Origin of the sequence: Paraburkholderia sp. MM5496-R1 (genome assembly GCF_050436205.1) — a bacterium.
Taxonomy (GTDB): domain Bacteria; phylum Pseudomonadota; class Gammaproteobacteria; order Burkholderiales; family Burkholderiaceae; genus Paraburkholderia; species Paraburkholderia tuberum.
On the sequence record NZ_JBNDLT010000003.1, the window covers coordinates 1,207,831 to 1,222,562 of the forward strand.

Sequence of the window (14,732 nt, forward strand, 5' to 3'; positions counted from 1 at the left end):
TGTTTTCCTTGGTTTGGATCGCGGAACTACAGTACTCAACCTAGATGACGTACAGATCGACGTATTCATTGACCGGCGTCGCTTCGAGCTTGGCCTGGTCGAGCGATACGTCGAGAATCGCCAGTTGTTGCTTGACCGGAAAGCGCCGCGCGAGGTTGGTCTTGAACTTCTCGACCAGCAACGGAATACCGTCTTCACGACGGCGCTTATGACCGATCGGGTATTCGACTACGACTTCACCGAACTTCGACCCGTCGTTGAATTCGATCGTCAGTGCGTTGGCGATCGACCGCTTCTCCGGGTCGTGATAGTCCTTCGTGAACTGTGGGTCTTCGACGCATTCCATCTTCGCGCGCAATGCATCGATACGCGAGTCCTGCGCGACTGAATCTTCGTAATCGGCAGCCGTCAGACGGCCGAAAATCAGCGGCACCGCGATCATGTACTGGATGCAATGATCACGGTCAGCCGGATTGTTCAACGGACCCTTTTTATCGATGATGCGAATCGCCGCTTCGTGGGTGCGGATCGTGATGCGGCGAATGTCTTCGACGCGCCGGCCCTGCGCGGCGAGCTGCACATGCAGCGCGAGCGCGGCTTCCACGGCGGTTTGCGCGTGGAACTCGGCCGGAAACGAGATTTTGAACAGCACGTTTTCCATCACGTACGAGCCGTACGGACGCTGGAACTGGAACGCGTTGCCGTTGAACAGCACGTCGTAGAAGCCCCACATTTTCGCGCTGAGCACCGACGGATAGCCCATCTCGCCGGTCTTCGAGATCAGCGCGAGGCGCACGGCGCGCGAGGTCGCGTCGCCGGCGGCCCACGATTTGCGCGAACCGGTGTTCGGCGCATGACGGTAGGTGCGCAGCGCCTGCCCATCGACGAGCGCCTGCGATACCGCGTTGATCAGCTCGTCGCGCGTAAGGCCGATCAGCTGGCCGACCACCGCGGTCGACGCTAGCTTGACGAGCAGCACATGATCGAGCCCGACCTTGTTGAACGAGTTCTCGAGCGCGATGCAGCCTTGAATTTCGTGCGCCTTGATCATGGCGATCAGGACGTCTTTCATCGTCAGCGGCGCTTTGCCGGTTGCGATGGCGGTGCGCGAGAGCCAGTCGGCCGTCGCGAGAATGCCACCGAGGTTATCGGACGGATGGCCCCATTCGGCGGCGAGCCAGGTGTCGTTGAAATCGAGCCAGCGGATCATCGCGCCGATGTTGAAGGCCGCCTGAACCGGGTCCAGCTGGAACGACGTGCCCGGCACCTTCGCGCCGTTGGGGACGATCGTGCCTGCCACGATCGGTCCCATCAGCTTGGTGCAGGCTGGGTAGGTAAGCGCCTCAAGTCCGCAACCGAGCGTGTCGATCAGGCAATGACGCGCGGTTTCCAGCGCGAGCGCGCTGTCGATCCGGTAATCCAGCACGTAGTCGACGATATCGGCCAGGACGGCGTCCGGGGCGGGTCGTACGTTGGAGATCGGGGCGGACATCGGGGGCTTCCCTGGCGGCGAAAATCAGTTGCCGGTCTTGTTGATCGCGTTCGATTGCGTTGCAGCCGGCGCGCCCTCTTCCATGGCGACCGTCTTGCACTCGTCGGCGAGACGCGAGCTGTCCTTGTCCTGGAACAGCATGGCCTTCGTCGGGATCACGACGAGGTCCATGCCGGATGCTGCGTCGTGGAAGCGGTCGGCGCCCGTCGTGGTCGCTTCGCGCGGCAGGTTGTAGTTCTTGTTCGCCCAGTGAACCGTGACGATCTGGTCACGCTTCATGTCGCCTTTCATTTCGAAAGCAAGGCCGTCCTTGCACGCCCACTTTTCAGCGCCTTCCGGGATCGGATCGACCTTCGCTTCCTTCGCCGGATTCGGCTTGCGCTTGATCAGGCGGCGCGGCTCCGGGCGCTTCGCGACGGCCTTGGTGGCCGGCTTCTTCGTGGTGGTGGCCGTGTCCGCAGCGGTGGCGTCAGTCGCGACGGTCAGCATCGTCGTGGACAGGGCGCCAATCATGGCGGCGATCATCAGCTTTTTCATGGAGAAAACCTTTCTATCAAAATCAGTTAAACAGTGCGCGGACGACCGGTCCGGCGGCCGCGCGGGTTGAACTGCACGCGCTGTGGAGCGCGCAGCGATCGCTATTTTCTCCTATTTAGCGGCACGTACTTTAAATTCTCGGGTCCGGTGTAATTCGCGCTCGGGCGGATGATCTTGTTGTCGACGCGCTGCTCGATGATGTGCGCGCTCCATCCTGCCGTACGCGAGATCACGAACAGCGGCGTGAACATCGCGGTCGGCACGCCCATCATGTGATACGACACCGCGCTGAACCAGTCGAGGTTCGGGAACATCTTCTTCGCGTCCCACATCACCGATTCGAGCCGTTCGGCGATCGAGAACAGCTTCGTGTTGCCCGCTTCCTTCGACAGCTTCTTCGCGACTTCCTTGATGATCTTGTTGCGCGGGTCCGAGATCGTGTAGACCGGATGGCCAAAGCCGATCACGACTTCCTTGTTCTCGACGCGGCGGCGGATGTCGGCTTCGGCTTCGTCAGGCGTCTGGTAGCGCGACTGGATTTCGAACGCGGCTTCATTGGCGCCGCCGTGTTTCGGGCCGCGCAGCGCGCCGATCGCGCCGGTGACCGCCGAGTACATGTCCGAGCCCGTGCCCGCGATCACGCGGCCGGTGAACGTCGACGCGTTGAACTCGTGCTCCGCGTACAGGTTCAGCGACACGTGCATCGCATCCACCCACGCCTTCGACGGCTCGACGCCATGCAGCAGATGCAGGAAATGCCCGCCGATCGAATCGTCGTCGGTTTCGACCTCGATGCGCTTGCCGTTGTGCGAGTAGTGATACCAGTACAGCAGCATCGAGCCGAGCGAGGCCATCAGCTTGTCGGCGATATCGCGCGCGCCGGGCAAGTTGTGATCGTCTTTCTCGGGCAGTACGGTGCCGAGCACCGACACGCCGGTGCGCATCACGTCCATCGGATGCGCGGCGGCCGGAATCCATTCGAGTGCGGCTTTTACGTTGGCGGGCAGGCCGCGCATCGACTTCAGCTTCGTCTTGTACGCGGTCAGTTCGGCCTGGGTCGGTAGCTTGCCGTGGACCAGCAGATAAGCGATCTCCTCGAATTCGCACGCCTCGGCGATGTCGAGAATGTCATAGCCGCGATAGTGCAAATCGTTGCCGGTCTTGCCGACCGTGCACAGCGCGGTGTTGCCCGCGGTCACGCCCGACAGCGCGACGGATTTTTTCGGTTTGAAGCCGCTTTGCGTTTCGTTGCCGCCTGTTGCGCCAGCGGCTTGCGTCGTCTCGCTCATGTTCCGCCTTCTCCTGTGTGCCGGCTCATCGCTGCCGTTTGAAAAACGCGTCGCTTATGCCACCGACTGTCCGTTGGCGCCCACTTGCGCAAAAAGCGACGCCGCTTCTTGTGGAACAGCGCGGCCGGTGGTTTGCGCGCGGCGCAGCACCGACCAGTAATAGCGGTAGCTCGCACGGTCGTGCAGCGTATCGCCGTGACGCGTCGGGCCCCAATGCGCGGACTGCGCGGCGAGCAGGATTTCGGCGGCCGTCGCGATTTCTTCGTCGCGCGGCGCGAACGCGGCGACGATCGCCTCGATCTGCGCGGGGTGGATGCTCCACATGCGCGTGTAGCCGAACTCGTTGCGGGCGCGCTGTGCGTCGTTCGCGACAACGCTCATGTCGCGCACTTCGGTGCTGACGTTGTGCGACGGCACCTTGCCGAACGCATGGCAGGCCGCCGAAATCTCGAGCTTCGCGCGCCGCACGAGCGGATGATCGAATTGGCCCGGCGAGCGCATCGCGGTATCGGGGATCGCGCCGTCGTGCGCGGAGACGAAGTCCATCAGGCCGAAGCTCAGCGCCTCGACGCCCGGCAGCGCGGCGAGTTCGAACACACGCGTAAGCGCGCCGTGGGTTTCGACCAGCAACTGCACCGGCACCGGCTGCGCGAGGCCGAGCTCGCGCCGCGTCGCCTCGATGAACGCGATCATCGAGGCGGCATCGTGAACATTGCGGATTTTCGGCAGCGTGATGTAAGCGGGTGCTCGCTTTGCGGCGCGCAGAATGAGGCGTACGTCGTCGCGCCAGTGCGCGTGAGCGAAGTCGTGGATGCGCACGCCGACGCGGCCGAAGCGGTCATGCTCGGTGCCCAGTAGCGATGCGACCAGTTCCGCGTGCTCGGCCTCGCGGCCGACCTGCGCGCCGTCTTCGCAATCGAGCGTGATATCGAACACCGGGCCGAGTTGCTGCTGTAACGCGAGCGACTTCAGCATCAGCTTTTCGCTGCCCGCGTAGTGATCGCAGGCAGGCAGCACAGCGGGCGGCGCTTCGCCCTCAAACAGCACTTCGGCGGGTGTGAGAACGCGCATCTTCGGCGTGTGGGGCGTGGTGAAAATTAAGGATGTCGGATTCGGGCGTGCTCTGCGCGAGTGCCGTCGGGCAACGGCAAAGCACGTTCGAATCAGAGGCGAATGGCGATGATCGCACGGCCATTCACACGAAAAAAACCGGAACCCGCCGCGCTGAGGCTTCGGAGTTCCGGTTCATCGGCATCAGATGCTTAGCCGAGCAGGTGCTGAACGCCGTCGCGCTCTTCCAGCAGTTCCTGCAGCGTGCCGTCCATCTTTTCGCGCGAGAACGCGTCGATTGCCAGACCTTCGACGCGCTTGTACTCGCCGTTTTCGCAGGTCACGGGCACGCCGTAGATGATGTCTTCAGGAATGCCGTACGAGCCGTCCGACGGGATGCCCATCGTGACCCACTTGCCGTTCGTGCCGAGCACCCAGTCACGCACGTGGTCGATCGCAGCGTTAGCCGCCGATGCCGCCGACGACAGGCCGCGCGCTTCGATGATCGCCGCGCCGCGCTTGCCGACGGTCGGGATGAACGTGTTGCGGTTCCATTCTTCGTCGTTGATCAGCTTGGTCAGGTCCTGACCTTCAGCCGTTGCAACGCGGAAGTCCGGGTACATGGTCGGCGAGTGGTTGCCCCACACTGCGAGCTTTTCGATCGACGCGACCGGCTTGCCCGACTTGGCGGCCAGTTGCGACAGCGCGCGGTTGTGGTCCAGACGGAGCATCGCGGTGAAGTTCTTCTTCGGCAGATCCGGCGCCGACTTCATGGCGATGTATGCGTTCGTGTTGGCCGGGTTGCCGACCACCAGAACCTTCACGTCGCGGCTGGCGACGTCGTTCAGCGCCTTGCCCTGAACCGTGAAGATTTCGGCGTTGGCCGACAGCAGATCCTTGCGCTCCATACCCTTCGAACGCGGACGCGCGCCGACCAGCAGTGCAATGTCGGCGTCCTTGAACGCGACCTTCGGGTCGTCCGTGATCACGACGCCCGACAGCAGCGGGAATGCGCAATCATCCAGTTCCATCACGACGCCTTTGACGGCGGCTTGCGCTTGCGGCAGATCGAGCAGTTGCAGGATCACCGGCTGGTCCTTGCCGAGCAGGTCGCCATTGGCGATGCGGAATAGCAGGGAGTAAGCGATTTGACCTGCGGCGCCGGTGACGGCAACGCGCTTTGCGGGCTTAGCCATTGAGAAATCTCCAGGACGATGCGTTAGACGCTAGGGAAAACGCCATTCTATATGCGCGTTCAGCGAAGCGTGATGAAACACGGCGGAATTCACTGTTCGCGTGCGGGCTCGGAATTGGCGAGACCGGGCGGCGCGTTACGGCAAGACCGCCGTGCCGGAAAGCTGTACTGCGGAGCGGGACGGGATGGCCCAGGGCTTACGCCGGGCCGGGGCCGCAACTGCACGGTGCGGGCTCCTGCAAACAGCGCGTTTCGGCAAGCGTCGGGCCAGCGGGTGCAACACGGAGACAGCGCGCGAATGCAACGGATGGCGGCGAATCGAAACCTGGACTGCGTAGGGGACGGCATGGTGCAGAGTGGCTGCCGGAGCGTCGCGGCGCTGCATCAAACAGCCGCCGCAAAATCCCGCAAACCCTTGCTCGACAAGGAGTGTAGGAGTCGAAACAGACAAAGTCAACAGTATCTTATGTCTTATATAAGACACATCTATCGCGGGGAAAACCCTAGACGTGTCCCAGCCCTTTATGATGAAATGCGCGCATGAATTCGAACCCGGCGAATCCTGTGAACCCGAATGGCCAAGGGGCCGCCGGCGAAGGCGTATCCGCTGTTTCCGCTGCCGCGTCGCCTACCTTCAGCCCCTTATATCAGCAGATCAAGGGCTTGATTACGCAGAGCCTCGAAAGCGGCGAATGGAAGCCGGGCGAGATCATTCCTAGTGAAGTCGAACTGGCCGCGCGTTTCAAGGTGAGTCAGGGTACGGTGCGCAAGGCGATCGACGAACTCGCCGCCGACAACCTGCTGGTGCGCCGCCAGGGCAAGGGCACCTTCGTTGCAACGCACAACGAAGAGCGCGCGCAGTTCCGTTTCCTGAGATTGCTCGCGGACGACGGCGCCGAGCATCCGCACGTGAGCCGTCTGCTCGAATGCCGGCGGCTGCGCGCATCGGCGGAAATCGCGCGGCAGCTCGATCTGAAGCCGGCCGATCCGGTCGTGCTGATCAAGCGTTTGCTGCAGTTCGACGGCGAAGTCACCGTGCTCGACGAAATCTGGCTGCCCGGCGTCGTGTTCCGCGGGCTCACGCTCGAGCGGCTGTCGGAGTACAAGGGTCCCCTCTACGCGATGTTCGAGACGGAATTCGGTACCCGCATGATTCGCGCGACGGAAAAAATCCGCGCGGTCGCGGCGGAGCCTTCCGTGGCGGACCTGCTGCATGTGCCGGCGGGTTTTCCGTTGCTGTCGGTCGAGCGCGTGTCCTATACCTATGGGGACCGGCCGGTCGAAGTCCGGCGAGGTTGGTATGTCACAACCGGGTATTACTATCAGAACGATCTGAGCTGAATCGGGCTGAAACGAGGCGCGGCATCCCACACGCGTGCCAATCGGAAGGCGCTTTTAATGCGCGCGCCGCAAGGGACCCAGCGTGGTTTTCGCTGCAGCGCGATATAAAAAGGCGCTAAAATTGCGGATTAGTGTGACTACATAGTAGGGGTCTAGCATGGCAGAAGCCGTAAAAAAACCGAGGCCGGAATTCCGGAACATCGGTATTGGGCAAATACTGACGGCATATCGTCTCCCGCTGGCGGGGCGCGTGTCGATTCTGCATCGCGTGAGCGGTGCCTTGTTGTTTCTCTTCCTTCCGTTCCTGCTGTTCCTCTTCGATCAGAGCCTGACTTCCGAACTGAGCTTCGAAGTATTCAAAGGCTTCCTCTCCAACATCATCGTCAAGCTGATCACGCTGGTTCTCGCGTGGGCCTTCCTGTTCCACTTCTGCGCCGGCATCCGTCACCTCGTGATGGATACGAATCATGATGCCGTGTCGAAGGAGAAGGGCAAATCGACCTCCATCGTGGTGATCGTCGTGTCGTCGCTGCTTACCATCGCATTCGCGGCAAAACTGTTCGGAGCATTCTAAAAAATGTCAGCCAATAACCGAATCGGTTCGAAGCGTCTCGTCGTCGGCGCGCATTACGGTCTGCGCGACTGGCTCGCGCAACGCGTCACCGCCTGCGTGATGGCGGTGTACACGGTGATTCTGCTCGCGTGGTTCTTCCTCGCGCGCGACTTTTCGTACGACGGCTGGGCGTCGATCTTCGCGACGCAGTGGATGAAGCTCGCCACGTTCGTCACGCTTCTCTCGCTGTTCTACCACGCGTGGGTTGGTATCCGTGACATCTGGATGGATTACGTGAAGCCCGTTGGCACGCGTCTCGTCCTCCAGGTGCTGACGATCCTCTGGCTGCTCGCATGTGCGGGCTACGCTGCGCAGATTCTCTGGAGAGTATAAAAGCATGGTTGCAATCAAGAATTCTCTGCCGCGTCGCCGCTTCGACGTCGTCATCGTCGGCGCGGGCGGCTCGGGGATGCGCGCGTCGCTGCAACTCGCGCGTGCCGGTCTGTCGGTCTGCGTGCTGTCCAAGGTGTTCCCGACGCGTTCGCACACGGTCGCGGCCCAGGGCGGCATCGGCGCTTCGCTCGGCAACATGAGCGAAGACAACTGGCACTACCACTTCTACGACACGATCAAGGGCTCCGACTGGCTCGGCGACCAGGACGCGATCGAGTTCATGTGCCGTGAAGCACCGAACGCCGTCTACGAACTCGAACACTTCGGCATGCCGTTCGACCGTAACGCAGACGGCACGATCTATCAGCGCCCGTTCGGCGGCCACACCGCGAACTACGGCGAAAAGCCGGTGCAACGCGCCTGCGCGGCGGCTGACCGTACCGGTCACGCGCTGCTGCACACGCTGTACCAGCAGAACGTTGCTGCCAAGACGCAATTCTTCGTCGAATGGATGGCGCTGGACCTGATCCGCGACGCCGACGGCGACGTGCTCGGCGTGACCGCACTGGAAATGGAAACCGGCGACGTCTACATCCTCGAAGGCAAGACCACGCTGTTCGCCACGGGCGGCGCGGGCCGGATCTTCGCGGCATCGACGAACGCGTTCATCAACACCGGTGACGGCCTCGGCATGGCGGCCCGTTCGGGCATCGCGCTGCAGGACATGGAATTCTGGCAATTCCACCCGACCGGCGTGGCCGGCGCGGGCGTGCTGATCACCGAAGGCGTGCGCGGCGAAGGCGGTATTCTGCGTAACTCGAACGGCGAGCGTTTCATGGAACGCTACGCGCCGACGCTGAAGGACCTGGCGCCGCGCGATTTCGTTTCGCGTTCGATGGACCAGGAAATCAAGGAAGGCCGCGGCGTGGGTCCGAACAAGGATCACGTGCTGCTCGACCTGTCGCACATCGGCGCCGAGACGATCATGAAGCGTCTGCCGTCGATCCGCGAAATCGCGCTGAAGTTCGCGAACGTCGACTGCATTAAAGAGCCGATTCCGGTCGTGCCGACCATCCACTACCAGATGGGCGGTATTCCGACGAACATCAACGGCCAGGTCGTCGGTACGCCGCGCGGCCCCGAAGAAGTCGTCAACGGTTTCTACGCAGTGGGCGAATGCTCGTGCGTGTCGGTGCATGGCGCAAACCGCCTTGGCACGAACTCGCTGCTCGACCTCGTGGTGTTCGGCCGCGCTGCCGGCAACCACATCGTCAAGCACGTGAAGGAAACGAAGGAACACAAGCCGCTGCCGGCCGATGCAGCCGACTTCGCGCTGTCGCGTCTGGCGAAGCTGGACAACTCGTCGTCGGGCGAGTACGCACAGTCGGTCGCGAACGACATCCGCGGCACGATGCAGAAGCACGCTGGTGTGTTCCGTACCTCGGCTCTGCTGTCCGAAGGCGTCGAGGCCATCCGTGAAGTGGCGGCACGCGTCGACAACATCCATCTGAAGGACAAGTCGAAGGTGTTCAACACGGCTCGCATCGAAGCGCTCGAAGTGGCGAACCTGATCGAAGTGGCACGCGCCACGATGGTCTCCGCCGAAGCGCGCAAGGAAAGCCGCGGCGCGCACGCGCAGAACGACTTCGAACATCGCGACGACGAAAACTGGCTGCGCCATACGTTGTGGTTCAGCGAAGGCGATCGCCTCGACTACAAGCCGGTTCACATGAAGCCGCTGACCGTCGAATCGGTTCCGCCGAAAGCGCGTACCTTCTAAGGCACAAGTCAAAGGAATTCAGAGAAATGGCCAAGCGTACATTTGAAATTTACCGCTACGATCCGGACAAGGACGCCGCTCCGCGCATGCAGACGTACGAGATCGAAATCGACTCGCACGAACGCATGCTGCTCGACGCGCTCATCAAGCTGAAGGCGCTCGACGAAACCCTGTCGTTCCGTCGCTCGTGCCGCGAAGGCGTGTGCGGTTCGGACGCAATGAACATCAACGGCAAGAACGGCCTCGCGTGCCTGACGAACCTGAACGACCTGCCGCAGAAGATCGTGCTGCGTCCGCTGCCGGGCCTGCCCGTCGTGCGCGACCTGATCTGCGACTTCACGCAGTTCTTCAACCAGTATCACTCGATCAAGCCGTACCTGATCAACGATACGCCGCCGCCGGAAAAGGAACGTCTGCAGTCGCCGGAAGAACGCGACGAGCTCGACGGCCTGTACGAATGCATTCTGTGCGCGAGCTGCTCGACGTCGTGCCCGAGCTTCTGGTGGAACCCGGACAAGTTCGTCGGCCCGGCTGGTCTGCTGCAAGCCTACCGCTTCATCGCGGATAGCCGCGACGAGGCAACCGGCGAGCGCCTCGACAACCTGGAAGATCCGTACCGTCTGTTCCGTTGCCACACCATCATGAACTGCGTCGACGTTTGTCCGAAGGGCCTGAACCCGACCAAGGCAATCGGCAAGATCAAGGAATTGATGGTTCGCCGCGCTGTCTAGTATCAATGAGCTCCGCGCTCCCTGGCGCGCGCTGTCCCCGAGAGGGCGGTCAGTGCGCCCGGGCGCGGCGCGGGGTGTACCGACATGACCGAAACATCGCATCAGTCCGACCCCCTCCGCCGCGCGCGTCTTCGCTGGCGCGCACGGCGGGGCCTGCTGGAAAACGACCTGATTTTCGAGCGTTTTTTCAGCCGATATGAGCATGACCTCAGCGATGCCGACGTGGGCGCACTCACGCGCCTGCTCGAGCTGAGCGATAACGACCTGATGGACTTGCTGCTCGCGCGCAAGGAACCTGAAGGCGATCTGGCCGACCCGGACGTGGTCCGGGTTCTGGAGTTGCTGCGCAACGCTTGAGCGCCGCCAGTCCGTTGTTCCAGGCGTGCAATTATCGAAACCCTGTATCCATACTTCGATTGAGGATGTGCTATGACCCCGTCAGATGTTAAAGCCACGCTATCGTTCAGCGACAATTCGCCGAGCGTCGAAATGCCGATTTACAAGGGCACGATTGGCCCGGATGTGATCGACATTCGCAAACTGTACGGCCAGACCGGCAAATTCACGTACGACCCGGGCTTCATGTCGACGGCGGCGTGCAATTCGGCGATTACCTACATCGACGGCGACAAGGGCGAACTGCTCTACCGCGGCTACCCGATCGACAACCTCGCGCAAAACGCCGATTTCCTCGAAACCTGCTACCTGCTGCTGAACGGCGAGCTGCCGAACCAGAAGCAGAAGGTCGAATTCGTCGGCACCGTCACGAAGCACACGATGGTGCACGAGCAGATGCAGTTCTTCTTCCGCGGCTTCCGCCGCGACGCGCACCCGATGGCAATTCTGGTCGCCGCGGTCGGCGCGCTGTCCGCGTTCTATCACGACTCGCTCGACATCAATAACCCGCATCACCGCGAAGTGTCGGCGATCCGTATGATCGCGAAGCTGCCCACGCTGGTCGCGATGGCGTACAAGTACAGCATCGGCCAGCCGTTCGTGTATCCGAAGAACGACCTGTCGTACAGCGCGAACTTCATGCGCATGATGTTCTCGAACCCGTGCGAAGAGTACGAGGTCAACGACGTGCTGGTGCGCGCGCTCGACCGTATCCTGATCCTGCACGCTGACCACGAGCAGAACGCGTCGACGTCGACCGTGCGGCTCGCCGGTTCGTCGGGCGCGAATCCGTTCGCGTGTATCGCGGCGGGTATCGCGTGTCTGTGGGGCCCGGCGCACGGCGGCGCGAACGAAGCCGCGCTGACCATGCTGGAAGAAATCGGCTCGGTCGACAACATTTCTGAGTTCATCAAGCAGGTGAAGGACAAGAACTCGGGCGTGAAGCTGATGGGCTTCGGCCACCGCGTGTACAAGAACTACGACCCGCGCGCGAAGCTGATGCGCGAGACCTGCTACGAAGTGCTCGAAGAGCTGGGCCTGCACGACGATCCGCTGTTCAAGCTCGCGATGGAACTCGAAAAGATCGCGCTCGAAGACGAATACTTCGTGTCGCGCAAGCTGTACCCGAACGTCGACTTCTACTCGGGCATCGTGCAGCGCGCGCTGGGCATTCCGACGTCGATGTTCACGTGTATCTTCGCGATGGCGCGTACGGTCGGCTGGATCGCGCAGTGGAACGAAATGATCGCCGATCCCGAGCAGAAGATTGGTCGTCCGCGTCAGTTGTTCATCGGCGAGACGCTGCGTGAAGCGAAGCCGATCGCACAGCGCTGATCGCTGATCGACCTCAATACGCGCGCTTCGCAGCGGCATTCGTGCCGTGCAAAAGCGCGAAATTGGAGTGAATAAAACGCCTCGACGGGTTTACCGTTGGGGCGTTTTCCGTTTCGGCGGCAGCTAGGCGTCGCTGGGGCCAACGCTTGCCGGGTAACGACGATACAGGTATTGCCACTACCAGCCAACTCCATGTTTTTTATCGGTTTTTTCGTCGGCTGAGCAGCCCATCGCGGTGTGCAGCGTGGCATAATCAATCGACACAGTCAGCCCGCAGTCATTACTCCCCGCATACCATGGCACAGACCCTCTACGACAAATTGTGGAACACGCACGTGGTCCACACGGAAGACGACGGCACCACGATTCTCTACATCGACCGTCACCTGCTGCATGAAGTGACCAGCCCGCAGGCGTTCGAAGGCCTGAAAATCGCCCAGCGTCCGGTGTGGCGCATCAGCGCGAACCTGGCCGTGTCCGACCACAACGTGCCGACCACGGACCGCAGCCACGGCATCGCCGATCCGGTGTCGAAGCTGCAGGTCGACACGCTCGACGCCAACTGCGACGCCTTCGGCATCACACAGTTCAAGATGAACGACCTGCGTCAGGGCATCGTTCACATCATCGGGCCGGAACAGGGCGCCACGCTGCCGGGTATGACAATCGTCTGCGGCGACTCGCACACGTCCACGCACGGCGCGTTCGGCGCGCTCGCGCACGGCATCGGCACGTCGGAAGTCGAGCACGTGCTGGCCACGCAAACGCTGCTGCAGAAGAAGAGCAAGAACATGCTCGTGAAGGTCGAGGGCCAATTGCCGCGCGGCTGTACCGCGAAGGACATCGTGCTCGCGATCATCGGCAAGATCGGCACCGCGGGCGGCACTGGCTACGCGATCGAATTCGGCGGCTCGACGATCCGTTCGCTGACAATGGAAGGCCGCATGACGGTCTGCAACATGGCGATCGAAGCGGGCGCGCGCGCCGGCATGGTCGCCGTCGACGACACCACGGTCGAATACCTGAAAGGCCGTCCGTTCTCGCCGCAAGGCGTCGAGTGGGATCACGCGGTCGAGTACTGGAAGCAGTTCAAGTCGGACGACGGAGCGCATTTCGATCGCGTGGTCGAGTTGAACGCCGCCGAAATCGTGCCGCAGGTCACCTGGGGCACGTCGCCGGAAATGGTCACGCCGATCGACGGCCGCGTGCCGGATCCGGAGCGCGAAAAGGACCCGGTCAAGCGCGACGCGATGGAGCGCGCGCTCAAGTACATGGCGCTCGAGCCGAACGCGCCGATCGAGTCGATCAAGCCGGATAAAATCTTCATCGGGTCGTGCACCAACGCGCGCATCGAAGACATTCGCGCCGCGGCTTATGTCGTGAAGAAGCTCGGCCGTCGGGTCGCGCCGAACATCCGTCTGGCGATGGTCGTGCCGGGTTCGGGTCTCGTGAAGGCGCAGGCGGAGCGTGAAGGCCTCGACAAGGTCTTTACCGAGGCCGGTTTCGAATGGCGCGAGCCGGGCTGCTCGATGTGTCTGGCAATGAACGCCGACCGGCTCGAGCCGGGCGAGCGTTGCGCGTCCACGTCGAACCGCAATTTCGAAGGTCGTCAGGGCGCTGGTGGCCGCACGCACCTGGTGAGCCCCGCGATGGCCGCGGCTGCGGCCATCGAAGGGCATTTCGTCGACATTCGCAAGCTCGGATAAATCGCATGATGAAGAACATGAATCGCATCACTCTGTTGCGCCGCTTCGCACTCGGCACGGTCGCCGGGCTCCTGCTCGGTCTTGCCGGCTGCAACACGGTGCACGGATTCGGCCAGGACATGTCGCACCTCGGCAATTCGATCAGCAATCACGCTGAGAAATAAGCGGTTTTTGATTTTTGCCGGCGATACGGCGCGGGGGTTCCAGCCGCCAGTCGCATCGCCCGGTCCTGAACAGGCGCAAGCGTCATGGATAAATTCATCGTACACACCGGCGTCGTGGCGCCGCTCGATCGCGAGAACGTCGACACGGACGCGATCATTCCGAAGCAGTTCCTGAAGTCGATCAAGCGCACGGGTTTCGGTCCGAATGCGTTCGACGAATGGCGCTACCTCGACCACGGCGAACCGGGTCAAGACAACTCGAAGCGTCCGCTGAACCCGGATTTCGTGCTGAACCAGCCGCGCTACCAGGGCGCCTCGGTGCTGCTCGCGCGCAAGAATTTTGGCTGCGGCAGCTCGCGCGAACACGCGCCCTGGGCGTTGCAGCAATACGGCTTTCGCGCGCTGATCGCGCCGAGCTTCGCGGACATCTTCTACAACAACTGCTTCAAGAACGGCGTGCTGCCGATCGTGCTGACCGAACAGCAGGTCGATCATCTGTTCAACGAGACGTATGCGTTCAACGGCTTCGAGCTGACGATCGACCTCGAAGCGCAAGTCGTGCGCACGGCCGACGGCGGCACCGAATATCCGTTCGAAGTCGCGGCGTTCCGCAAGTATTGTCTGCTGAACGGTTTCGACGACATCGGCCTCACGCTGCGTCACGCGGACAAGATCCGCCAATTCGAAGCGGAGCGTCTCGCGAAGCAACCGTGGCTGAACCATCGCCTCGTCCGCTAAGCGAAACCGTGAGGGCGTCAGGGGCGTGAAGT

At 62.1% G+C, this 14,732-nt stretch carries 15 protein-coding genes; 10 read left to right on the top strand and 5 right to left on the bottom strand.

The features are described from left to right. Positions 1-40: 40 nt before the first annotated feature. From OKW38_RS31890 to OKW38_RS31910, 5 genes are all read right to left on the bottom strand, one after another. Positions 41-1,492 carry a bifunctional 2-methylcitrate dehydratase/aconitate hydratase gene (locus OKW38_RS31890; RefSeq protein ID WP_429364858.1) on the bottom strand — a complete coding sequence of 484 codons (1,452 nt, stop codon included), beginning with the start codon at positions 1,490-1,492 and terminating at the stop codon, positions 41-43. A 24-nt stretch (positions 1,493-1,516) separates the two neighbouring features. After that, positions 1,517-2,029, bottom strand: coding sequence for a hypothetical protein (locus OKW38_RS31895; RefSeq protein ID WP_429333091.1), 513 nt, complete (start codon positions 2,027-2,029; stop codon positions 1,517-1,519). 101 nt (positions 2,030-2,130) lie between these two features. Beyond that, on the bottom strand, positions 2,131-3,318 hold the full coding sequence (prpC, locus tag OKW38_RS31900) for a bifunctional 2-methylcitrate synthase/citrate synthase (protein WP_090808268.1): 1,188 nt from the start codon (positions 3,316-3,318) through the stop codon (positions 2,131-2,133). A gap of 54 nt (positions 3,319-3,372) precedes the next feature. Continuing rightward, positions 3,373-4,389, bottom strand: coding sequence for an HpcH/HpaI aldolase/citrate lyase family protein (locus OKW38_RS31905; RefSeq protein WP_429364859.1), 1,017 nt, complete (start codon positions 4,387-4,389; stop codon positions 3,373-3,375). A gap of 191 nt (positions 4,390-4,580) precedes the next feature. Beyond that, the gene (locus OKW38_RS31910; RefSeq protein ID WP_090808272.1) at positions 4,581-5,564 is read right to left on the bottom strand and encodes a malate dehydrogenase; all 984 of its coding nucleotides are present in this window, start codon (positions 5,562-5,564) and stop codon (positions 4,581-4,583) included. Between the two features lie 539 nt (positions 5,565-6,103). Between OKW38_RS31910 and OKW38_RS31915 the strand changes: the two genes are divergently transcribed. The 10 genes from OKW38_RS31915 to leuD all read left to right on the top strand — a co-directional run bounded on the left by OKW38_RS31915 (position 6,104) and on the right by leuD (position 14,700). After that, on the top strand, positions 6,104-6,904 hold the full coding sequence (locus OKW38_RS31915) for a GntR family transcriptional regulator (RefSeq protein WP_184038002.1): 801 nt from the start codon (positions 6,104-6,106) through the stop codon (positions 6,902-6,904). Positions 6,905-7,061: 157 nt separating this feature from the next. Continuing rightward, positions 7,062-7,478 (top strand): succinate dehydrogenase, cytochrome b556 subunit, encoded by a 417-nt coding sequence (gene sdhC, locus OKW38_RS31920; protein ID WP_090808277.1) that lies wholly within the window; start codon positions 7,062-7,064, stop codon positions 7,476-7,478. Between the two features lie 3 nt (positions 7,479-7,481). After that, entirely contained in the window at positions 7,482-7,850 is a 369-nt protein-coding gene (gene sdhD, locus OKW38_RS31925; protein WP_184038008.1) for a succinate dehydrogenase, hydrophobic membrane anchor protein, read from the top strand. Positions 7,851-7,854: 4 nt separating this feature from the next. After that, on the top strand, positions 7,855-9,630 hold the full coding sequence (gene sdhA / locus OKW38_RS31930; RefSeq protein WP_429364861.1) for a succinate dehydrogenase flavoprotein subunit: 1,776 nt from the start codon (positions 7,855-7,857) through the stop codon (positions 9,628-9,630). Between the two features lie 26 nt (positions 9,631-9,656). After that, on the top strand, positions 9,657-10,361 hold the full coding sequence (locus tag OKW38_RS31935) for a succinate dehydrogenase iron-sulfur subunit (RefSeq protein ID WP_090808286.1): 705 nt from the start codon (positions 9,657-9,659) through the stop codon (positions 10,359-10,361). Positions 10,362-10,445: 84 nt separating this feature from the next. Continuing rightward, positions 10,446-10,718, top strand: coding sequence for a succinate dehydrogenase assembly factor 2 (locus OKW38_RS31940; RefSeq protein WP_018424116.1), 273 nt, complete (start codon positions 10,446-10,448; stop codon positions 10,716-10,718). A 72-nt stretch (positions 10,719-10,790) separates the two neighbouring features. Then, positions 10,791-12,092: a citrate synthase gene (gltA, locus tag OKW38_RS31945; RefSeq protein ID WP_090808288.1), complete on the top strand. Its 1,302-nt coding sequence runs from the start codon at positions 10,791-10,793 to the stop codon at positions 12,090-12,092. A 296-nt stretch (positions 12,093-12,388) separates the two neighbouring features. Then, entirely contained in the window at positions 12,389-13,798 is a 1,410-nt protein-coding gene (leuC, locus tag OKW38_RS31950) for a 3-isopropylmalate dehydratase large subunit (RefSeq protein WP_090808290.1), read from the top strand. A 5-nt stretch (positions 13,799-13,803) separates the two neighbouring features. Further along, entirely contained in the window at positions 13,804-13,962 is a 159-nt protein-coding gene (locus tag OKW38_RS31955) for an entericidin A/B family lipoprotein (protein ID WP_429364863.1), read from the top strand. 84 nt (positions 13,963-14,046) lie between these two features. Continuing rightward, positions 14,047-14,700, top strand: a complete 654-nt coding sequence (gene leuD / locus OKW38_RS31960) for a 3-isopropylmalate dehydratase small subunit (RefSeq protein ID WP_090808294.1) — start codon at positions 14,047-14,049, stop codon at positions 14,698-14,700. Positions 14,701-14,732 lie beyond the last annotated feature (32 nt).